The sequence below is a fragment of the Bradyrhizobium sp. WSM1743 genome (assembly GCF_000473065.1).
GTDB lineage: Bacteria > Pseudomonadota > Alphaproteobacteria > Rhizobiales > Xanthobacteraceae > Bradyrhizobium.
On record NZ_AXAZ01000092.1, the window covers coordinates 1 to 21707 of the forward strand.

The window sequence follows — 21707 nt, forward strand, 5'->3', positions numbered from 1 at the left end:
TAGGCGGATTGCTGGAGGCGATGCAGGCGTGAGGGCGGCCTCTGCGCGACCAAATCAGCGCCTACACGAAGCTCCTGGTTGCCACTGAGATGACAAGAGGTCGATTCCACCGAATGAGAAGCGCGGCGGCCACGAAATGCGCCGGAGCGCCCCAAGTCGCCGGATTTTCACACGGCCTGGGCCCGCAGCCGAACCATGCTGATGCTATTGTGACGTCGGCTATCGGCTGCAGGCCAGATGCCGGGCGACGCTTGCCTCATCCGCCGCTTTTGACCCGGACCTGTGGTAGACCAGATCAAGTCGTGCACTGACTGCTGCGAGCCGAAGACCTTTGAGGTACCCGCTACCGGGCGAGATATCCACTCGCGATTTCCTTGCGCGTACTGCCCCTTAAAAGGAATGTGCAGAGTGATACAGCGGCTGCAGCCATGAACCAGGTCAGCATTTTTGTAGACAATGGCTGCAGCAGCGCAACGTGTCCCCCCGTTAGGGCCGATGCTGGTGAAATTGGTTGGCTTCCTGAGGGAACAGGCTCGACCGTACGGCGCAAGCCGGGCGCAGAGCAGCCGCTTCGGCGCAAGCCCCTGGGCGCAATCGGCTCACGGATGGACACGGCGGCGAGATCGTCAGCGAGGCGGCCTGTCAACTCCGCCGTCAGCGCCTCCCCTCTGCTGCCTGAAACCGCAGGCGAGCCGCTTGCGAACATATCATCATAGGAGAACGGGATCCGTTGTTCCGCTGGCGCGTCCACGTCAGCACCGCCGCCGCTAGCTGCGGGCGGGTTTGCACTGCAAGGAGCAGCCTCGCTATCAACGGCTCGGTTCTGGCGCAGCTCGGCTGCCGAAACGCGATTCTATCGTCACGGTGCACCTATGTTGTGGACGCCGGCGGCCGTGCCTCCTCGCAGGAGCACGGCTACCCTCGCGATCAAAACTACGGTGTTTGTTTGGCGTTCGCGCCGGGGCGGTCGTGCGGATTCCCTGCGAAGACGTCTACCTTGTGGCCGCCTTCATTCTTGCCGCTTCCCTGGGCCGGCGGTGCGCCACCGTGGACAAATTCCAACTCGGCTTCGGTGATCTCTCTCAAACCGTCCATCTTTTTCAACAGAGTATCCATGACATTCTCCTTAGATATGTATTAGACGAATTCTTGATCAGCGTTTGATCCCGCCGACTACTGGAGTCCTGGGGGCAGGTCTTTATTTTGGCCTGGAGGGGCATTACCATTCCCTGAAGTAGTGGTCATCTGCGATGCACCGTGGGGCTGCCCGCCCGGGTTTTCAGTTGTTAATTTTCCACCACAGACCTGCTCTAGTTCTTTCTCACTGAGTTCTCTCAGCGTGCGTCTGTCTTGCATGATGTTCTCCTTGCTTTGCTTGGAAGCGGACTGCTCTCGCGCGTTCAGCCCCGCAATACTCTCGCAAGAAACAGCCGCCTGCAATTCAGCGTTGGCTTTATGTCTTTCGATTTACGTCGTTCGGTAATCGGGACTCTAGCCCCATCAACGTGCGTTATAGTGTGCACTCGGAATGGGAACGACGCAATCCGAACGCGGGCGCTCGCGCCGTGAAACAAGAGGAGAAGTCGGGCAATCAGGCCACAGATTTATCAGCCGTAGTAGCCAACTCGCATTGATAGTCTTTGATCATGACGTCCGCTTTTGGCCGTTTCGGCAGTCGGCGCCGTGCAGCGGTACGTCCGGAGACCGGAGTCGACCGGAAGTCGCTCGCCGTGAGGCCTAGCCGCGCTTTTGACCCAAGCACGCACATTGGGAACGGTTGCACAAGACGTCACCTTTGTTCGGGAGAAGGCGATGAAAGCTTCAGTTGCGGCTGTTGCCCAGGCCTCCGCAATGATTGGACCCGCGGAAAGCCCTACCACCGGTCTCGGCTGGGCCGTCGGCGTTTGGCCAGCTTTTGCGGCTTGCAAAAACGTGTACCACTACAAGACCTATGCCGATTCCACCCAGGACGCGATAAAGATGGGTTGGCGTGGCAATGATATTTGGTGGTACTGCTCAAGTATCGGCTTGAAGAACTGACCTCTTGCGAATGTCGCCTGTTGGCCCGAACCTGCCGCGGCTGAGCACGGCACGAGGGTCGGCTTTCAAGACAATTGCTTGCTAGCGTCGGTGGTCTGCCAGTGACACATTGAACGGAAGGCGCCATGACGCCATGCCTCCGCGGGCTCATTCGAACTAGATAATTGACAGTCCAATTCACTTTCAAGAGGGCAGGAATTGCAGCGTTCGCCGGGCAGCATCGCATTCGGCATTTGCTGCGTACCTGCAAGCTCTTGAAGGCGCGCACTAGCATCCTCAGGTTGATCGCCACAGCGCGAAGCTATCAACCTCGCCGTCTAGAACGGACATGCCGAGCGACTTGAGGACAACGCGCGCGGTGTTCTTGGATATGGGATGGATAGAATGGAGGTTGCGGCATCCCACCAAAGGCTGTTTGCCAATGACAATGATCAGGCACGCGTCGATCGAATACCTGATGAAGGATTCCAACAGCGACCGACAACCGGAAGAAGGGCAACACCGGCCCTTCTGCGGGTGTGTTGACCTAAGTAGGACACCGCCAAACGGACATTCGCACAATGAAAAAGATTAGTTCATCGGGAGGATACCGTCGCTTGGTACCCTCATCGCTAAGCATAGCGCCTCAGGCGGCGCTAGGCCACTTCCGAAGTTCTGTGCTGACCGATCAGGACACTTCACAACCACGCCGGGGCGAGCTGCTGGACTGGACTTACGTTCGCCCCAGATCCCACGTCAAGAGCACAATGAATCCATCGCACCGCCAGATTTGAGCCGCATGGCCGCCTATGTCGCTGCGAAGGGTCGTGCCCAGGCGGGGCGCAACACCGGGAGTTTTCGGTGTCCGGTTATTTGCGATTGTGCTTCGTCAGTCTCGTTCTTGTTGAAACTCTTTCGACGGCGCCTGCGTCCTCCAATCCTCTTGCGGATATCTTCAATACTGCTGCATCCCAACCTGCGCTGACCTCTCCGCCGCAAGCGGAATGCCTGGGACGCCCCGGCCGCTCGACCTCCGATGGCCAGCATTGGGTCTATCGAATGGACGGGCACCGCAAATGCTGGTTCCTAACCGAGGCTACCGCGAAGGTGAAGAAGACCGTTCGTCGGCGCGTAGCCAAAGATAGCACGGCCAGTTTGGACGAGAGCGGGAGCGCGCGGTCCAGGCCGAACCGGGTCGTTGATGCGCGCGCGGAGTTGCTGCGCTCCGCACCGGCCGAGCCGGCTCCGCTGCCTCATGCCGAAATCAAGTTAGCTGATGCGGCCTCCAATCTCGGTACAAGCACCGCTGGGATGTCAGGGCCCTCGTCGCCCAGCATAGCCGCCCGCCCGCGCCCTCCGTGCCGAGCCAAGATCACGTCCGTGATGAGCAACTTCACGGAGCCGCGCCGGCCAACGATGTGGTGACCTCGTCCGAACCACCTCTAAGCATGCCGCTCGGCACCATCGTGCTCACTGCAGAGGCTTCTAACAAGGCACCGAGCCGGGCGGCAACTTGGACCGGCGTACTGCTGATGACTCTGGGGATGCTCTCTATCTTGAGCTCGAACCGCTCCCTTCGGCATGCGCTCAGATTGCGCTCCTGAAGCGCGCGGCGCTGGCCGGATACCCGACGCGCCGCCATGAGAAGAGTTCCAGGAGCTGGCAGAGTCGAATTGCCACACGTACAAACGTTCCTCGCGCCTGCACTTACTTTGGCGCTGCCTTAGACGAACATTCGACTACGATGGTGGTCCCCCTTGGATGGCACTGCCATCATGCGGTACAGAGTGTTCGTGATGGACGCAACCGATGAGTGATCTGCGCCGCGAAGCTCGACTGCATCGATGAGCAGGCTCCGAGATGTCGAGCCGAGCAAATGTATGGCGAGCACGACGTTGAGCTTTGGGAAGGGGATCGGCTCGTCGCCGTCTTTCGAGGTGCAACGTCGAAGGAAAATCGAAGCGATCGCTTGTCCTGAATAGAGGGCCTGTCTCGTCGCCGAGTTAGTCCCCTTTTGCTCTGCTGCCCGGTTTGGCACGCCGTCTTCTGCCGATTGTTCTCGCTTCTACATGTCGGAGCTTAGTTCGAAGCTTCTCCACTTCTCTGAGTTCCGCCACAAGCGATTGGACTCGCTCCCTCAAAACAGCACCTGTAATCTGACGCGTAACCAAATTTTGTCGTTCCGCGACAGCGAATTCGGTCTTCGATGCAGCTGACCGGAACTAGTTTCGGTGTGAGCTTCACATCAGTTTCGAATACTGCTTGCTCGGACCTTGTTGCCCGTCAAAGCGCACTTCCCAGCAATCGCGAGGCCTATTGAGGAGCGCGGAGCAGCAACACGACATGCGAAGTTCGTGGGCCAGCATTGCAGTGTCAGAAACCGAACCGACTAAGCGCGAGGACTTTTCTCTAGTTGGTCCGTTGCTGAGAACCTGAACCTTATTGGCGATTAGCCCGGCGCAAATGCCGGGCTTATTCGTTTCGCTCGTCTCCGGGGCTCAGCTCGCCGGAACGATCACGTGCGCCGGCGCCCCGCACCATCTTGTCCATGTGCTCTGCAAGCTCCATAGCATCGACTGCAAGCTCGATGTCCATGTCACCTTTCACCTTGCGGCGGCCGGACGCGTCGATGTATTCCTTGGTGGCTTTGGTGACGACGGTGTAGCCGTTGTAGTCCAGCCAGTCGACAAGGGGCCGGATCGAAGAGTACTCCTGATCCTCCACAATAGCGGTGTAGTAGAACGCCCGGAGCAGCGTCCCGCGACTTTGAAATTCGGTGAGCAGCCGCTTGTAGTCGATATCGAAATTGAGCGTCTTGGCTGTGGCATAAAGATTGGCACCATCGATGAAAAGCGCAATCTTGCTGGTACCTGACATCATGGGTGATCTCTGGGGCGCGAACTGCCACTCTGCTGGCTGAGTGCATGTAAACCTGCCAACGAGGCGGCACTTCCAAAGCAGGCTTTTCATCGGAGCTTGACCGCACCAGGATATAGATATACCGGAGTCCTTTAAGCTTCAGACAGTTTTGGTGGTCGGCGAGATTGGATTGTAAGCTCGTCCCGACAGATCTTGCGGGCATCGGTATGTGCCGTCGGAGATTGGGTCAGCGCTATCGACTGTTCTCCGCCGCCGCATTTCTTTTGCGGTGCAACGGAGCACACGCGAAGGTAAGGGAATAGAAGCGCCATACATGCGAACATAGCAGCGGCAGGATTCAGATGAGGCTTGTCGAGAACCAACTCGCGCGTGATCGCGCCGCTGCTCACGCACAAAGCTTCCGCAAGCCGAGCTCGCGGCAGCGCTGCTCGTTTAGATCAGCCGCACGCAATTTGCGTCCATTCGCTCTAGCTTGCAGATATCGCCTTCCATTCGCCGTAAGCGTCCTAGCCTGTTGATTAGTGGATAAAGTTACCGAGCACGCCGTGTCGCTTGATGCGAGCCTAAACAGCTCGCGCTTTTCGATGTCGGTCGCCTGCTGACTCATAAGGGTAAAGTCTCTGGCGTCAGAGCGGAGCTTCTCCAATCGTACCCTGAGGTCCTTCATGTTGTGCTGGCTCAGGTTTTAAATGGGCCTCGTCGCGAAGATAACTTTCGCTTGCTCGAGTGCCATATGAGTCAACTACCGAAGCAGGAAATTGGTTCTCGCTTACTTGCCCACTAGTCGCTTGTTCACCGTGCGATGCGTAGCCAAGGTCGCCGGCTGGTGGCGGCCTTCCGGACGTTGCTCCCTGAGGACGTCGAGCGTGGTTTCGGGACGGGCCTGGCCGCTGCCCTGATCCAGCCATTGCGAGCGGCGGCCATGGGCCGTCCAGTCTGAGCCCCCCATCTTCTCCAGGCCGGATGAGTCGCTGCAACACGATCGCGTCGAGGTGCATGAATGTTCGAAAGCGCACAGACCCAAGCTAAGGGCCGGGCTAGGCTGCGACCGGTCCTGGGCGCTCGCCAAAGCGCTCGGGCCTGACGGCCTCGGCATCTTGGTAGGGGGATGTCGAGGCCGTTTTTACCCGGTGGCCCGCGGAGGCGAGGAAATGTTCGTTTTGCGATACAGCGACTAAGTTGGTGCGGGATCGAAACATATCGCGACGCCTCAACTGCTCGATATTGCCGATGCATGCGCTCTCAGGTCCCGGCTTACCGTGATCAACCGACGGGCGGACGAGCGCCGGTTCCTGGTTTCGGCCGTTCGGAGCGGAGACGCCGCTCAAGCCATGGCCCGAACGGATTTGCCGCGTGTCCGCAATGCCCTCATCGACCAGGTTGTGTCCGGCTACCTCGATATGCGGCCGGTGCGCCCGTTAGAGCGAAGGGCGATAAACGCGTTAGGAGCAGCGATTGCAGATGGTCTTGCCATGAAGCTCATCACTGCGGAAAAACCTGTCGGTACTTCTGAGGAGCGGTACTGTTGGCGACGCCGCGGACAACATCACGTTCGGAACGACGTCGCCATTGGCCGCGCTCGACATCTCGAACATCTTCGCTTTCGCCGGACGGATCACCCCGGTGGCGAATGGTTGACCGGCTGCCGACGCGGTGAACCCGCCGGCAGTCCCGCATCGATCGCGCCTGTGATCGGCATCCGAACTCCGGCCCCGACTCGATTTCGATCGCGCCCTCGCGGATCGGCACGACTGAACCAAGCGCCGCCCCTAACCCGCGAGTCCGCGACAATCATCGCCGGTAGGAAGCCTTTTTGACGGCCGGCTTCCAGCGGCTCTGGGCGAAACGACCGTCGGGAGCTAAAGCAGAACCGTAAGCTGATGCGGCGCCAACCAACCATCGCCGGCTCGGCCCGAAGCTCATCGCGAGCACGAGAACTGGATTACTCTCCTGGAAGTCATCGAGTCATTCGGGCAGGAACGCAATTGCCCAGGATCTGCTGCCTACTCATAAATCCGCCGCGCAGAACAACGAGAGAAATCGTAAGCGTGCCTGGGCTTAAGCTAGAGCGCTGTGCCCCTGTTTTTCCAGCTCCAGGAAGGACGGGATGACAGATTCATCCGGTTGGCAGTGCTCACCACGCTTTAGATCGCTCGTCAACGTCCTCGCAATTCGCAAAATTCGATCTGCTCCGCTACTTGTCTCAGGCCGGTGCGCCACATTTATCCGAGTCATTTGCAAGCCTTTAAGGCTCTCGTTGATACGCTTTTCGTTATCGACGTCCAAATGAGCCGTGCCCTCGTCCAGAAACAGAATGCTAGGTTGTCGATAAAGCGCCCGAGCCAGCATTAGTCGTTGCTTCTGTCCACCTGATAATGAGCTTCCCATATCCCCGATTAGGCTGTTGTAGGTCATCGCCATCGCCATGATCTCTTCGTGTATACCCGCCAGGTGCGCGCATTGAATCATCCGCTCTTCGTCGAAGGATGCATCAAAAAAGCAAATGTTATCGGCAATAGAGCCTGAGAGTAGTTGATCCTCCTGCATCACAGCAGCCACGTGCTCTCGATAGGCTCTTCCACCGATCGTCGAAAGAGGAACATCGTCAATCAATACTTCTCCGCTTGTCGGTTCCAGCAACCCGAGCATCACCTTAACGAGGGTCGTCTTGCCTCCACCTGAGGGGCCCATAATCGTGATGAATTCCCCAGGTTCAATGATAAAGCTGACGTCTTCAAGTACAAAAGGATCCGTTTCAGCATATCGGAAAGAGACCTTTCGCAATTCGATCCGGCCCTGAACACGCGGGGTATAGGCCAACGGCCGATCATGGCCTCGCTCAAGGGGGCTTAGGGCAATATCAGCCAAGCGCTCGAGATGTAATTCAATAATTCGGAAATCAAGAACCTTTTCGACGAACTGAACAGCCTTCTCGATAAACTGCTGTTTATAGCTAATGAAGGCGAAGATCATGCCGATCGTGAAGTGATTGCCTAGAACCAGTTGGACGGCGAGGTAAATGGTGAGAATGTTCTCGAGACCAAACAGCGCGTCGTTGATACCTGTGAAAGTTATTTTGACGTGACCCAGCCGAACATTGGCGCTGACTACATCCGCATAACGGTTAAGCCATTGGGTCTCGCGGTCAGTCTCACGATTGAAGATCTTCAAGCTTTGGATCGCGCGCAGGGTCTCGATAAACGTCGAGTTTTCATGAGCCTTAGCTTCTATCACGGCTAAGTTGCGCTCTCGCAGCAAGCGATAGAGACTTAGACGCACTGCCGCATAACTTGCAAATGTAACAAGAACGACCACCGCGAGTTGAGTGCTATAGACAAAAATCATTGCCAACGTTGCAACCGCCATGACCCCATCAATCGCGGCGGTTATCACGCCTTCTGCGAGTGCCGTGCGAATTGGTTCAATGGACGTGAAACGCGAGAGGACATCGCCGATGTGCCGCTTTTCGAAATAGGCGATCGGCAATCTGATCAGGTGGTGAAACAGACGAGCGCCGATTTGGAAGTGCAACGCGTTCTGGACAACCAGAATAATCGAGGATCGGATAATAGTGGAAACAACTTTGATGGCAGTTAGGAGAGCAAATCCAAGAGCCAGCACCGTCATCAGATCGGCATCGCCCCTGGCGCTGACCTCATCGACACTGAGCTGGAGGTAGAAAGGGCTTGCAATCACAAATGCTTCAAGAACTAACGAAAGCACCAAAACCTGAGCCAGTGCATGTGTGCTACCGCGCAGCTGGCTCCAGAAGGTTGAAAATGGGAGGCACGCTCTCTCGTCTTTGGGACGAAATGCCTCGGTTGGGGATAGCTCAAGAGCAACGCCAGTCAGATGCTTGGAGGCTTCGACAGTCGGAAAGAACCTCTCTCCCAAAGCCGGGTCATGCACCACAATACCTCGCCTCGTGGCCGACTTCAGGACTACGAAATGGTTCATGTCCCAGTGCACGATCGCGGGCAGGTGCAGGTCCCTGATCTTATCAAGCTCATAGCGCAGAGGACGACTAGCCAGTTGCATCTGGCTGGCCACCTGAATTAGGGCTCTTAGCGTCACACCCTTTAGCGACACGGGATAGCGTCGCCGCAGTGTGTTCAGATCGATTTGGTGGCCATGATAAGAACTTATCATAGCAATGCACGCGAGACCGCATTCCGCTGCTTCTGTTTGTCGGATTACCGGTAGGTGATGCCTACGGTTTAGTACATGCACCATGATCGCATCCTGGGATTGACATTCTGACGCTGAGCAATGGATCGAGCAACCATCTGATCAGAGATCGTCTTTCAAGGATGATGTCTGCTTTCAAAAGCATGTCGGCCTGAAGCCGTATGCGCTTGCCATACGCGTCAATGTCTGGGCGATCGAGTCTCGCCGTGACCCTGTAAGCAGGCTCCTTGAGCTCAATGGGTGCGGAAGTCTCAGCGCGCGTCAACATCGTCTGAGAGACTTCGCTTACGCGGCCGCGATATGTACCGAACTGCTGATAGGGGAACGACTCATATAGTATTCTAACGTCCTGCCCTGACTGAACAAAGCCTATGGCCTTGGCCGGAACAAACAGGTTTGCTTGCAGCTCACTGTGGTCAGGGACGATCTGCATCTGCGGTCTTTGCGGATCTGCGAATTGACCAACCGTCGCTTGCAAAATTGAAATGCGTCCCGACGCTGGCGCTCGCACCTCGTACGCGCGGCGTCCACTGATTTCGGCTATGCGCTGTTCTGTCGTGGCAAGTGCGCTGCGCAGGTTCTGGATCTTTCCTGCCGTGATGGTCGGCAGCTGCTCGAGGGAAGAACGGGCTTCGGTAAGCTCATTTTGCCGGGCGGCTGCCTGTTGCTTCAAGGAGTCGAGCTTCTGCTTCTGTTCGAGCGCGGCGATTTCCCGCTTTTTATATTCCACGTCTGAGACTATGCCTCTCGCCGCCAGGCCCGTTACCGACGAAACGAGTTCGCTGGACAACCGAATTTGTTCGCGCTGGTTCTCTATCTGAGCGTCGAACCGGGATAGTTCAGTTTCGAGGCTTGCAATTTTGGCTGACAGGCGCGCTTCCTCGGAGTTAATGCGGTCCTGCTCCGCGCAGATTTGATTTCTTAGTGAAACTTGCTCTGCCCCCAGTGTGCCGAGCATCACATCGTTCACGTCCTGCCCATTTGCCGCAATCTGAGTAGTTTCGATGGTTAAAAGCCTCTGCCCTGTTTTGACCTCCTGCCCCTCTTTGACATGAACCTCTTTGATTGTGCCCGACTTTGAGGCGAAAATCTTCGCCGTGCCTGCGATCGGCGTCAGGTACCCCGCCACAGTCTCCTTTCGAGCATACTGGCCGAGAAACAGGAAGGCGGCCGTGAGCGCGACTACCGTCGCAATCAACCAGCTTATAACCTTCGTCGATCTCGTCTGGAGCAGCGCGACCCGGCCCCACTGCCGATGGTCCTGTTGGAACTCGACTGCCTCCTGGCGAAACAACAGAAGCTGCGATGACACGGCTCCAGAACCCAATTCCTATGTACCTCGGACACGTCTCTGTCCATCAGAGGCTATGTTGGTGAGCTGAAAATCCACTACCTGCTGGGCTTGCCGATCGACATGCCGTCAATGATGGTCCTGTTATTCGTTTTTACATCGAGTTGGCTCCCGCCAGTTTGTGTGATGGTTTGATCCGATGATCTCACAACGATCGCGATGTGGATGCTCTGACCCGCAGAAACCATGTCGATGTCCCGCTCGTTCAAGTCAGAGAGCGCGCGCTTATCAGCCATTGGGATTCTCCTGTTGAAGACCCCGCTCCTCCGCAAGTCCGATCGGGAGGAGCGGGCAGTCACTCAATGCGAGACTTGAATACCAGTATTGTTGTTGTTGACCTGATAGATCCAGACGTCATTGCTCTTGTTCACCACAGAAACGTTTGTCTGGCGGGCCCAAATGTCTCCCGTTCTGAAGCCCCCCCCTCCACACACTGCATCCAGTTCCTTATCGGCCAACTCACGCATTCCATTGTTGCTAGTCATGGTCATTGCAGCCTCCTGTTTCAGTCGGTCTGACGCAATAGATTGCCCGTGTGCGGCAATCCTCTTGCGCCAATAACCGTACGTAGATTTCAGTGTTGTGCAACGCTGCATGGGGTGTACGACATTTGAATGGTCCCACGACCAATCTCCCCGTATGGGACCGTTGCTTCGAGAACGGCGAGATACGACCTTTGGCTAAAACGATTTTGTCCTGTTGCGATGCGCGATCGGGTTATACCCGCCGACCAATTGCACGCTGGGCGCTGCGCTGCCGCAGCCGCGTGGACGATGGCTCCATGCGAACCGACCTGAACGCATTCGCCGCTCGCTGGCCTTATACGTGACCTGATTGACCTGACATGTGATCTGAAGGTGCGTCTCGCTTGGCGGCCCCGTCACCATTCTTTTGATGGGAGCTTCATATCCGATGAGAGCCTCATGTCCCATCCCCCTCTGAGGTGATGGACTCTACCCATTTTGAAGGGGATTGCGGGACTCGGGCCAACTGAGTTATCTGAATTACAAATCGCAATGTAAGTGTGTGGGGCGCAGACGCATGAGTTGCGGAATGTCTATCCCTCACGGGAAGCCGCTAGTTGCGATTATAGACTCAAAAAGTCTGCGGCGCGCGAGCTTGATAAGCTTCTTTCAGCATTGGGCAAACTCGGAAGATCTGAGGTTGACATCTTTCGATGTCGATCAGGCCTGCGAAGCACTTCACGCACAAACAGACATTCGGATGCTGATTGTCAACGTGGGCGGCGACTCCATCGCTGAGCCGGGAAACTTGCAAACATTTATGATGCTGCGTGGGCAATCAGGTGATGTCCCTTTAATCATTATCTCGGATAGAGATGATCCTCAAGAGATCGCCGCCGCAGTCGCCGCTGAGATAACAGGCTTTGTCCCTAGCGGTATAGACGCCAATCTCGCATGCGAGGCGTTATCATTTATCCTACATGGCGGTTCGTATTTTCCACAAGCCGCTATTCGTCAACTTCAGCGGCAATCAGCGCAAAACCAATCACAGGAAGAGAGACAACGATCGCACAACTGCAATGCTGGCTCCGCACTGAAATCCGATCAGAACGGGCGCAGGATGAAAAACAAGCTGACGGGACGAGAAGGAGAGGTGCTTGAGCGTGTCCGCCTCGGAGACTCTAACAAGATGATCGCGCGGGAGCTCGGGATGACGGAAGCAACTGTGAAAGTATACGTAGGCCAATTGATGAGGAAATTTGGTGCAGCAAACAGGACGCAATTGGCTCTCGTCGGAAATCAGGGTATCACGCTTGATTGTACTGGGTTGGCTGAAGTCCCAGTCGCAGAAGAGTGTGCTAACTCGGCTGACGTCGAAGAACGGAGTGTCGAGCCAATGTTGCGTTTTGATAACATCCCGACGAGGTAGACGAAACGAGCTGATCGACGAACGACGGGCTGTAGTCGATATCGCATTCGAGCGGCTTCCTCACTGTCTGGCCGCAACGCTCGAGCGATACCTGAAGAGCGGCCGATATGATCTAAGTGGACGCAACAAGATGCCTATTGCGCTTCCAGCGAAGCAAGGCCTCGATTCCGTGTAGGGTCAGGGGCGGTGCTGCAGGGCTAAGGTGACTGTGCCTTCATTCGGACTCTGACGTTCGACGCGGGCAAGCCGATCGTTCGCTTCGTTTGCAGAAGCGGACGCGAGCTCGTGTTGGGGCGACGCAACGACTAGGCACCTTCTGTAACCTGGTGTCGCGTTGCCGACAATCTTTTCGCCATTAGGAATTTTGAGCGGAGCGCCGCGATCCCCGGATCGAGTAGGTCCGGTCCTGCCCTGGGCCGTCCCGGACCATGAGCACATCACCTTCAATTGCCAACCGAGGCATCCGGCCTCAACCGTCTGTCGTGCACGACCCTAACCCAAAAGGATAGACAAGGGTCGGCCATCCGAGGAACAGAACAGGGAGTACGTCCCGTCCTCCATGCGAGGAATGGCGGCGCAATGGTGCGAAGAGTATCGTTAGGCATCGCAGTAGGGGCGGTTCGCCATGCGGAAGTTGATTAGGTGTGCTCCGCGAAAAGAGCAGAATGATCTTCTTAAAAACGCAATCGCTTGCGCAATATCGCGTGGCTCCGCCCAGCCACCTGTTCTTTTTGCACAACCGCCGGCGCGTCAGCTTTTCCCTCATGGGCGAGCGGTGGTCCTCATTGCTGTAAGCGCCCTAGCGGCCTCATCAGGGGCGGAAACGCGCGCGTCGTCGGAGTTCCCGCAGGAACAACGAGACGTCTCCGCTGGTTCCCTAGCGGGTGCGCGATCGTCCAATGTCGGCAACGCTTCGACCCGGCTTACGCAAGCGGCGGAAAACAATCCAATCTCGCGGCAGGCGCCGGAGGAACACCACGGCGCGGAGGTCCTGCCGCCCGAGTTCGGCACCGCAAAGGACTCTTATCTCTCCAGTCGGCGCAGCCGCGAAAAAATAATGCATATTTCGCAAGCGGCCGTCAGCGATATAGGACAGTCTCCGGAACACCACTCGGCGGAGAGACGGTCCTGCGAACTCACCGTTGGAACGCGCGCTCTCGGATTGCTGCAACCTCTCGAGCCGAAGCATCATCGGGCTGATTTGCTGGAGCAGGAGTTCACCGGAAATCAGCGCGAAAGTGAGGCCCAAACAGCACTAGCAGCCAAGAGGGAGGCGGGTGCGGCGCCACCGCACCTCACGGACAGTGGCGCGGCCGAGTTGCGAAAATTGCTGCAGCAGGAACGCGAACGAGCGTCGCAGCTCGAACAGGATCTGGCATCGGCCAAGCGCGATCTCGAGACGCAAGCGGCCTCGGCAACTAAGGCAAAAGAGGAAACCAGCCGACTGAAGCAGGCTGCAGAGAGTGATGCGACGCAGTTGAAGCGATCGCTACAGCAGGAGCATGAGAAAGCGGAGGCGCTGGCAAAGGAGCTTTCAACCGCGCGCACCCGGACATACGCATACGAGGCGCAGGCACGTAAAGCCGATGAACAACTCGAAGACCTGAAGAAGAGGGCATTGGACACAGACGCGACCGAGTTGCGAGCATCACTGCAGCAGGAACGCGAACGAGCCTCGCGGCTCGAACAGGATCTGGCATCGGCCAAGCGCGACTTCGAGACGCAAACGGTCTTGCTAACTAAGGCCCAGGACGACACCAGCCGACTGAAGCAGGCTGCAGAGAGTGATGCGACGCAGTTGAAGCGATCGCTACAGCAGGAGCATGACAAAGCGGAGGGGCTGGCAAAGGAGCTTTCAGCCGCGCGCACCTGGACATACGCATACGAGGCGCAGGCACGTAAAACCGATGAGCAACTGGAAGACCTCAAGAAGAGGGCATCGGACACTGGCGCGGCCGAGTTGCGAGCATCCCTGCAACAGGAGCGCGAACGAGCCTCGCGGCTCGAACAGGATCTGGCATCGGCCAAGCGCGACGTCGAGACGCAAACGGCCTTGCTAACTAAGGCACAGGACGAAACCAGCCGACTGAAGCAGGCTGCAGAGAGTGACGCGATGCAGTTGAAGCGATCGCTACAGCAGGAGCATGACAAGGCGGAGGCGCTGGCGAAAGAGTTCCAGGCGGCGCACGCCACCAGAGATGAATACGAAGCCCGGGCTCGTAATGAGAGCGGGCAAAGTGAGCAGCTAAAGAAAGCGGCGGAAACGGACAGCACGGAGTCGCGCAAGTCGCTACAACAAGAACAGGCGAGCATGAAGCAAGTCGATCCTGCGTCCGAGCGCAGGAACAAGCACGCGCTTGCAGCCGCAGTGGTAGCGAACGCGCGTCCGATGGCAAGCGCGAGCAATGAGCCTGAGAGTGACAGGGCAAAACCCCTCCAAGCAGACCAGATCAAGTCAGCACGTCTCGGAGGCGAGCGGCCCGACAGTGCGGATGAGGGTGCGGCCGCGGGAAGATTGGTCGCACGTGCGCGGATGTTGCTTGATCAGGGCGATATAGGCGCCGCTCGGATTGTGCTTGAGCGCGCGGCCGAAAGAGGCAGCGCACAGGCAGTCTTCGCCCTAGCGGAGACCTATGACCCCCACGTGCTTCCCAAATGGTCAACAGTTGGCACGCTTGGGGACGTGACAAAGGCGCGAGAGCTTTACGCAAGAGCCGAGGCAGTCGGCAACACGCAAGCGAAACAGCGATTGGAAGCGCTACGGTAGAGGAACTGTGGCGCTGCGACAACCGAGGCATTCTCACCCGAAAAGGAGTACCGCATGCAAAAGTTCTTTCGACCGCAACTGTTGCTCGCTGCACTCGCTCCTTTGTTGCTGCTGCAGCCTTCCGGCCTAGATGCGCGGACAAAAGGTGCCAAGATGAACACTGCTGCGTCAGCGCAGGCAACCGATCACCCGGATCCGAGAGTGACGATGAATGCCTGGACCGTCGGCCTTGCCGGAGGCCTCCTCGAGGGCGCTCCTATCCGTCTTGCCGCAGAGATCGCTCGTGTTGCTGACGACGGCGACAGTCTTCATGTATTGCCTATCGTGACACGAGGAGCCGCCGAGAACGTCAACTCGCTGCTCTATTTGCGCGGCATCGATGCAGCCATCATCAATGCCGACGTGCTCGACGAGTACAAGAGGCAAGTGCCGGACATCCAGCGTCGCCTCGCCTACCTGCTGAATCTCTTCCCCTCCGAATTGCATATTTTCGTTCGGCCGGAGATTCACAGTCTGACAGACCTAGTCGGGAAGAAGGTAAATTTCAACAATCAAGGTACGGCAGCAGCCTATTCTGGGCCGCTGATCTTCAGCCGTCTCGGAATTGACGTGCAGCAGACCTTCATTCCGCATCAGGTTGCGTTGGAACAAATGCGCAAGGGCGATATCGCTGCGGTCGTGTTCATCACGTCCAAGCCGGTCGAGCCCTTCGTGCGCGGACGCTGGGAGCCTGGATTTAAGTTCCTGCCGGTACCGTACGAAAGCAGGCTGGAGGATTACTATCTCCCTGCATCTCTCGAAGCGTCCGATTATCCCGGCCTAATCAAAGAAGGCGAACACGTCGACACGATCGCCGTGCCGACCGCGTTGGTCGCCTACAATTGGCGAAATAAAAATAACACCTATCGCTATGAGCGTGTCGCTCGCTTTGTCGATCATCTGTTCTCCCGCATCAACAGACTGCAGGAGCCCGGATTTGATCGCAAATGGAAATCAATCAATCTAGGCGCGACGGTGCCCGGGCTTACCCGCTTCCCAGCGGCGCAGGCGTGGCTGGATAATCATTCTCGCGCTACGCAGGCATCGCAATGAACCGCGCGATCTTTACCGCGGCTTCCGCGCTCGCTGTCGTTACAGGAGGGGCACCCGCGCTGGGCGCCGAGGATCCGCTGACACAACTTCGTACTTGTAGTCTGATGCAGCGGGACGAGCGGGTGGAATGTCTGGACAAGCTCGCGCGAAGTGTCGGGCCGCCAACCGGGCCCACAGCAGCGGTAAACGAGTGGGTCATCGGTCAGACGACTTCGCCCGTGGATTATACGCCGATCGCCACCGCGACGACCTCGTCGCGCGAGGCCGAAGGCGGCTCACCGCTGCAGCTCACCATGCGTTGCCGAGGTGGACGGAGCGAACTCGCTGTCTCCGGTCCCGCGATCTCAGGGCGGGCTGAGGATTACGTCATCTCCTACGGCGCCAAAGGTGGCCAGCCCATCCAAATCGCTGCGGGGACTCCTGCATTCGGGACCGGTATTGCGTTCAAGGCCGATCCGAGCGCCTTATTTCGGTCGCTCCCAAACGATGGCGAACTTGTCGTGTACATTGCTTCCCGCCTGGGGGCCTCTCAACATGGAACATTCTCCTTGGTCGGACTTGAGGCGGTGCGCACCAAGATAGCCACAGCATGCAAATGGCCTGCCGCTATCGCAAAGCCGAACAGCTGATATTGGCACAAGGCAATCTAATGGGAGGTGGTCATGTTACGGCACATTGCGCTAAAGGGAACAACAAGCCTGGCTATGCTTCTCGTGGCGGTATCTTTGTCTACGGGGCAGGAAGCTGCGCGACCTGGCGACCGGGCGCCGGAGTCCCTTCTGCGAAAACAAAAAGCGGTGGTTGCGACGAAAAAAGACGTGCGCCGCTTATCCAGCTCAGAGAATCGATCGACGGCTAAGAACAAAGAACATCGCCTCATCTTGCAGGTGAATAGTAACGATGCGGCGGCGATGAATCTGACCCTGAACAACGCTACAAACGTTGTGCAACATTATAAAGACATGGGCGAGAAGGTTAAGATCGAAGTGATCACCTTCGGGCCCGGCTTGCACATGCTCCGCACCGATACCTCACCGGTGAAGGACCGAATTGAAACGATGTCGTTGAGCACGCCGGAGGTGATGTTCAAAGCGTGCGGCAACACGCGGGAGAACATGCGCAAGCATGAGAACAAGGAGATACAGCTCATTCCAGAGGCTCAAGTCGTCAACTCCGGCGTCGTACGCATTATGGAGAGGGAGGAGCAGGGCTGGACTTACGTCAAGCCCTGAGCGTGTTACCGCCAAGGCATCGCGAGCCCTGCTGCGTACATACATACAATTGAAGGCCGCAGGACCAGATTTTGGTTCAGCGACGTACAGAATCGGCGCGCGTGCTGCCGAGACCCGGCAAGCCGGATTGGCGAGTTTGTTTCAGAGCTGCTTAGGAATGCTCTCGCGGGGGCTGGGTCATGTTAGCGCTCGCTCGCAACTCCGTCGCGATGGCCTCACGCATACGTCAGGGGTAGCAGTCGCCGATATGTCGTTCGAATGACCCCATAGCACTCGCAACTCGCATTCTCGAGTCCCGAACGATCCAGCACTCGGATCCTCCCGTAGGACGTCTCGATGAGCCCATCGTTTTGAAGCTTCTTGAGAGCCAACGACACGGTCGGTCTCACTGTACCAAGCATTTCTCCCAAGAATTCGTGCGTGAGATGGACAACGTCACCCTCAGTTCGGTCAAGCCCCATGAGGATCCAGCGCGCGCATCGCGAGAGCACATCATGGGCTGCATTGCACGCAACTTGCTGCAGAACGTGTGCGGCGAAGGCCTGTTGAAAGTGACCGACGAGCATACGGATTCCTTCGCTTTCGGAAACTGCCTTCTTCATCCGATTGAGTTTGACCACGGAACAACGTCCCGGAATCTGCACAATCGACCGCGTCAGAGCAATGCCATCGCCATGAATCGCAAAAGACCCAACAATCCCTTCACAACCGATTGTACCCGTTTCAATCGTCCCGCCCTCTTTGAGGTGGGTCAAAAGCGATACAAGCGCTGTCTGAGGAAAGTAAATCCGGTCCACCCGGCCATGCCAGTCGAACAGGACCTCACCGCGCGAGAACTCGGCTTCCTCCGGTCTGAGAAGCTCAACCTCGGCAGGCGACATGGCGGCAAGCACCTTATTTTTAGCCAGCTGCCTTATCATCGTGTCTATCCTGGAAAACGAATATCAGTATTGGCATTCGCCGCCGATAAGATCCGATGGCGAATACCTCGCGACCGGGCCGATCGGCTTGCATAAGCTTTGAGCAGCGACGGCATCCGTGCAAGTACATCCTTTGGACTACTCCATAACGATCAGCGATCCTAACGTGGTTCAAGAAGTCGACTGGGCCGCGTAAGATCTGAACCCCACCCAATCCTCCTATTTCGAACAGGTGCGCCCGGGAGCTTGCTGCGGATGTGCGGTTCCAACTGTGGTTCAGCGCGAAATAAAGTGGTAAACTGTATTGAGCCATACAGACTCTCACGTGGTCTTTATGCGACTGCCTCTACAGTAGTGGCTGCGTATACAGTGTGCGTGCTCGGCCTACCATGTGGTCGCGCTACGCTACATGAGCGCAGTGCTGCGGGCCTAAGCTGCGGCGATCTCGCGTTCATCGGTATCTTGCCGGTATGCGCTTCTCAATCGTAGGCAAGGGAGCCTCCGATTCGCGAGATGCAGGTTCAGCCGGGCCGCGTGGAATATCACTATACCAATAAGTGCCACCGATCGGCATCCTGTCGTTTGCGAGATTTGAATTGCCTGCAGGAGATCAATTATGAGCAGGAGATCTGTCGGGAGGAAACGCTCCTTAACAACCATAGTGATTGGGGGAAACTGCTTACGAAAAGACGCTCTTGCTGAATTCCTACGCTCTGCCGATTTTGGCACAGTGAGTTCAGTGACATGTGCTGATCAATTGTACGCAAGTAGATTCGAACAGGGTCAGAAGCTGTTTGTCCTCGTACATACCGGCGACGATTTCCAGATTGCTCGCGAGCAAATCGAGCCCCTTAGACGCGGTCACCCAGATGCGCGCGTAGTTGTGGTTGCCGATCGATACCGGCCAGATGAAGTGGCCGCAACATTTCAGGCCGGTGCTGATGGGTATTTCGTTGACCTCATGAACCGTGACGTATTCACCAGATCGATCGAACTCGTGATCATGGGCGAAACGGTGTTTCCTCCGGCATTCCTGCCCTTGGCCCTCGATCTCAAGGGTGGACGCAATGATCGCGCAAGCGCGCGCAAGGACCTGACAGTCACGCCAGACGAACGCAGCGCACAACAGCTTTCTCCGCGGCAAAAGTCGATTTTGCGCTGCGTCGTCGAAGGCGATTCGAATAAATGCATTGCACGGAAGATCGACATCGCGGAGTCGACCGTTAAGGTCCATGTAAAGGCGATCCTTCGCAAAATCGGCGTGCACAATCGGACGCAAGCCGCCATTTGGGGCATCAACAACGAGCTTAGCGAAAACGCGGACTCCCCGCCCGTAGCGCCAAACTTGCTGGTCCCGCACTCTGTCCAAGCAAGAGCCGCAGTCAAACGAAGCGACGCATCTCTGATAGCAAACATGGTCGAGAACAAGGAACGCAACTTGAACGCCACGCATGCAGAAGGCGCCGCTCAACCCCGCAGTCGTTCAGCTTCTCAAGGCAGAGTTGTAAGCTTCAGCGGCACATCGAGAGTACCCTCGAAAGGTTGAAGGACTTCCACGGCGAGGCTAGTGACATTTGCGCTGAAGGCGATGAACTTGCTCGCTCGTTGCGAACAGGTTTGCGAAGATCGACGCTGGCCTGCCACCGCCGAGGCCTACATCCTCCAGCGAACGTTTCAAAGAGAACCGCGAAGGCATGCGGTCCGCTGGCCTGCTGCGCTCCGCGTCTGACAAAATAGTCTTTCCTTGTTTCTCCAAACACGGTCCATCTCCAGACGCGGCCGCACCCCCTTCGATTTCATGAAGAAGAAGAGTATTGCAGGTGTGAAATATTCGGCGAACCCATTGCCAGCTCCTCGTCATACATCCGTTTGATCCTTTGGTGCATCAATCCGTGGCGCCTCGCTCCGTCGCGACCAGACCAGGCTGTATTTGCGTATGAGGCCGCCCGCTTCTATCGTCTCAAGCGCCTCCGAAAGCGCATCGTGGAGCTTCAGGCTCACGATAAACCTCTTGCCGACATAGCCGACGGAAGTGCTCCAACTCACTCGATCCCGGTCCGCAACATGGCGCGAGCCAGCTTGAGCTCGCCAATCGCCTGCCGCAGCGCTCTGCGCCGCCCTCTTGTTTGTCACCGTTCGCACAAGCTACGCTCAGTTCCTTGAGGTGTTGAACCGCCGCTTCAGCGTGGGCGACAATATCTGCAGCACCTGCAAAGCCTCGTTTCTCATCCATCATCGAACCTGTCCAAGACCGCCCTGGCTCGGCTTGCGTCGTTCGAAGCGAGCGTCCATTATGGAGATTTCGATGCATGCGCAAGAAATGATCAGCACGCACCCTCACGTGCGTGGACAGACGAACGACGCACTCATCCGTTGCATCGAGGAGTGTTACTCCTGCGCACAGACGTGTACGTCCTGTGCGGATGCCTGCCTCGCGGAGGAGAACGTCAACTCGCTTACTCAGTGCATTCGGCTGAACCTGGCTGCGCTGACATCTGCAACATCACCGGCCGGATCTCGACCCGCCGGACCGGCTCAGACGAGGAGATGATCCGCAGAATGCTGGACGCCTGCTCTGCGGCATGCCGCCTCTGCGCCAAGGAATGCGAGAAGCACGCCAAGATGCACGAACACTGTCGGATCTGCGCCGACGCATGCCGGCGGTGCATGAGCGCCTGTGAAGACGCCGGGCGGGCCGCGGTACATTAACTGCATCATCTGTGTTTCCGGCCGACAGCGCGTCGGGGCATTTGGCGGAGACAAAAGAGGACCGGGAAATGCTATCAAAGTGGGGAAATGACCTCCGTCAAACCTTCCGCACGATTGCGACAGCAGCAGGTGTCTCGGAGGTCGACGCCAAGCTCCTGATGAACCATGCCATTCCCGGCGTAAACGCAGGCTACATTACGCGGCACAAGCTTCTCGAAGATCATCTACGCAGCCAGCAGCAGACGATCAGCAGCGCCGTATTTGCCGCTTTGAGCACATCGAATGTCCAAGTTCCTGAGTTGCAGCGTTGGCTCGGGAAAGGCGCGCATCGGCATGCGACCTTAGGCACCATTTCCGATGGGAAGCAAGGTGTCGTCCGACACGTTGCCCAATTGGAGCAAGGATCGATCTGGGCCTCAGTGCGTTGAAGAATTCGGCGCATTATATGGGCCTATGAATCGGTCCAGTCCATCATGGGCCAATTTGAGCAAGCTCGAGCCAAACGGCGCAAGTCTGAGCAATCTTCAACCGATGCGCGCTCCTTGCATTGGCCTCTGTCCGCCTCTCAGGGTTCAAGTCGGCGCTCCGCTACATCGCGAACCCACTGTCGTTGAGGCGCCGTCTTCATATCGACGGACAGCCTAGCTCAAAACGTG

16 protein-coding genes and 2 pseudogenes are annotated in these 21707 nt (G+C 57.1%); 10 read left to right on the forward strand and 8 right to left on the reverse strand.

Annotation, left to right across the window (positions count from 1 at the left end; genetic code table 11):
- Nucleotides 1-933: 933 nt before the first annotated feature.
- Nucleotides 934-1116 carry a hypothetical protein gene (locus YU9_RS48395; protein ID WP_156952297.1) on the reverse strand — a complete coding sequence of 61 codons (183 nt, stop codon included), beginning with the start codon at nt 1114-1116 and terminating at the stop codon, nt 934-936.
- Nucleotides 1117-1812: 696 nt separating this feature from the next.
- On the opposite strand from YU9_RS48395, the gene YU9_RS48400 reads away from it, so the two are divergent.
- Complete coding sequence (locus YU9_RS48400; protein ID WP_156952298.1) at nt 1813-2040, forward strand: hypothetical protein; 228 nt, start codon at nt 1813-1815, stop codon at nt 2038-2040.
- 2493 nt (nt 2041-4533) lie between these two features.
- On the opposite strand, the pseudogene YU9_RS43410 reads toward YU9_RS48400, so the two are convergent.
- A pseudogene (locus YU9_RS43410) lies at nt 4534-4899 on the reverse strand (NYN domain-containing protein); the annotation flags it as partial.
- A gap of 1331 nt (nt 4900-6230) precedes the next feature.
- On the opposite strand from YU9_RS43410, the gene YU9_RS51275 reads away from it, so the two are divergent.
- Nucleotides 6231-6716 (forward strand): hypothetical protein, encoded by a 486-nt coding sequence (locus YU9_RS51275; protein ID WP_156952299.1) that lies wholly within the window; start codon nt 6231-6233, stop codon nt 6714-6716.
- Nucleotides 6717-6957: 241 nt separating this feature from the next.
- On the opposite strand, the gene YU9_RS43420 is transcribed toward YU9_RS51275, so the two are convergent.
- The 4 genes from YU9_RS43420 to YU9_RS48405 all read right to left on the reverse strand — a co-directional run bounded on the left by YU9_RS43420 (nt 6958) and on the right by YU9_RS48405 (nt 10929).
- Entirely contained in the window at nt 6958-9132 is a 2175-nt protein-coding gene (locus YU9_RS43420) for a peptidase domain-containing ABC transporter (RefSeq protein ID WP_051380612.1), read from the reverse strand.
- Nucleotides 9110-10399 (reverse strand): HlyD family efflux transporter periplasmic adaptor subunit, encoded by a 1290-nt coding sequence (locus YU9_RS43425; protein ID WP_051380613.1) that lies wholly within the window; start codon nt 10397-10399, stop codon nt 9110-9112. The genes YU9_RS43420 and YU9_RS43425 overlap by 23 nt, the downstream gene beginning before the upstream one ends.
- Before the next feature lie 77 nt (nt 10400-10476).
- Nucleotides 10477-10674 carry a hypothetical protein gene (locus YU9_RS0134605; RefSeq protein ID WP_027576860.1) on the reverse strand — a complete coding sequence of 66 codons (198 nt, stop codon included), beginning with the start codon at nt 10672-10674 and terminating at the stop codon, nt 10477-10479.
- 63 nt (nt 10675-10737) lie between these two features.
- Nucleotides 10738-10929 carry a hypothetical protein gene (locus tag YU9_RS48405; RefSeq protein ID WP_156952300.1) on the reverse strand — a complete coding sequence of 64 codons (192 nt, stop codon included), beginning with the start codon at nt 10927-10929 and terminating at the stop codon, nt 10738-10740.
- Nucleotides 10930-11602: 673 nt separating this feature from the next.
- Here YU9_RS48405 and YU9_RS0134615 point away from each other — a divergent pair.
- The 5 genes from YU9_RS0134615 (at nt 11603) to YU9_RS43435 (ending at nt 17422) form a co-directional block, all read left to right on the forward strand.
- Nucleotides 11603-12331: a response regulator transcription factor gene (locus YU9_RS0134615; RefSeq protein ID WP_198028348.1), complete on the forward strand. Its 729-nt coding sequence runs from the start codon at nt 11603-11605 to the stop codon at nt 12329-12331.
- 775 nt (nt 12332-13106) lie between these two features.
- The gene (locus YU9_RS43430) at nt 13107-15098 is read left to right on the forward strand and encodes a hypothetical protein (RefSeq protein WP_051380614.1); all 1992 of its coding nucleotides are present in this window, start codon (nt 13107-13109) and stop codon (nt 15096-15098) included.
- A 54-nt stretch (nt 15099-15152) separates the two neighbouring features.
- The gene (locus tag YU9_RS0134625) at nt 15153-16190 is read left to right on the forward strand and encodes a TAXI family TRAP transporter solute-binding subunit (protein ID WP_027576863.1); all 1038 of its coding nucleotides are present in this window, start codon (nt 15153-15155) and stop codon (nt 16188-16190) included.
- Nucleotides 16187-16819 (forward strand): hypothetical protein, encoded by a 633-nt coding sequence (locus YU9_RS0134630; RefSeq protein ID WP_027576864.1) that lies wholly within the window; start codon nt 16187-16189, stop codon nt 16817-16819. Before YU9_RS0134625 ends, YU9_RS0134630 begins: the two co-directional genes overlap by 4 nt.
- Nucleotides 16820-16852: 33 nt before the next feature.
- Nucleotides 16853-17422: a hypothetical protein gene (locus YU9_RS43435; RefSeq protein WP_027576865.1), complete on the forward strand. Its 570-nt coding sequence runs from the start codon at nt 16853-16855 to the stop codon at nt 17420-17422.
- A 215-nt stretch (nt 17423-17637) separates the two neighbouring features.
- Here YU9_RS43435 and YU9_RS0134640 read toward each other — a convergent pair whose 3' ends face one another.
- Both YU9_RS0134640 and YU9_RS50455 read right to left on the reverse strand, forming a co-directional pair.
- The gene (locus YU9_RS0134640) at nt 17638-18342 is read right to left on the reverse strand and encodes a Crp/Fnr family transcriptional regulator (RefSeq protein ID WP_027576866.1); all 705 of its coding nucleotides are present in this window, start codon (nt 18340-18342) and stop codon (nt 17638-17640) included.
- Nucleotides 18343-19078: 736 nt separating this feature from the next.
- A complete protein-coding gene (locus YU9_RS50455; RefSeq protein ID WP_245266662.1) occupies nt 19079-19576 on the reverse strand; it encodes a hypothetical protein in 498 nt (165 codons plus the stop codon).
- Between YU9_RS50455 and YU9_RS50460 the strand changes: the two genes are divergently transcribed.
- The 3 genes and pseudogenes from YU9_RS50460 to YU9_RS0134655 all read left to right on the forward strand — a co-directional run bounded on the left by YU9_RS50460 (nt 19496) and on the right by YU9_RS0134655 (nt 21479).
- Entirely contained in the window at nt 19496-19888 is a 393-nt protein-coding gene (locus YU9_RS50460; protein WP_245266660.1) for a response regulator transcription factor, read from the forward strand. The genes YU9_RS50455 and YU9_RS50460 overlap by 81 nt on opposite strands.
- A gap of 747 nt (nt 19889-20635) precedes the next feature.
- Nucleotides 20636-21051: pseudogene (locus tag YU9_RS50465) on the forward strand (four-helix bundle copper-binding protein).
- Nucleotides 21052-21062: 11 nt separating this feature from the next.
- Nucleotides 21063-21479 (forward strand): hypothetical protein, encoded by a 417-nt coding sequence (locus YU9_RS0134655; protein ID WP_027576868.1) that lies wholly within the window; start codon nt 21063-21065, stop codon nt 21477-21479.
- Nucleotides 21480-21707: the final 228 nt, after the last annotated feature.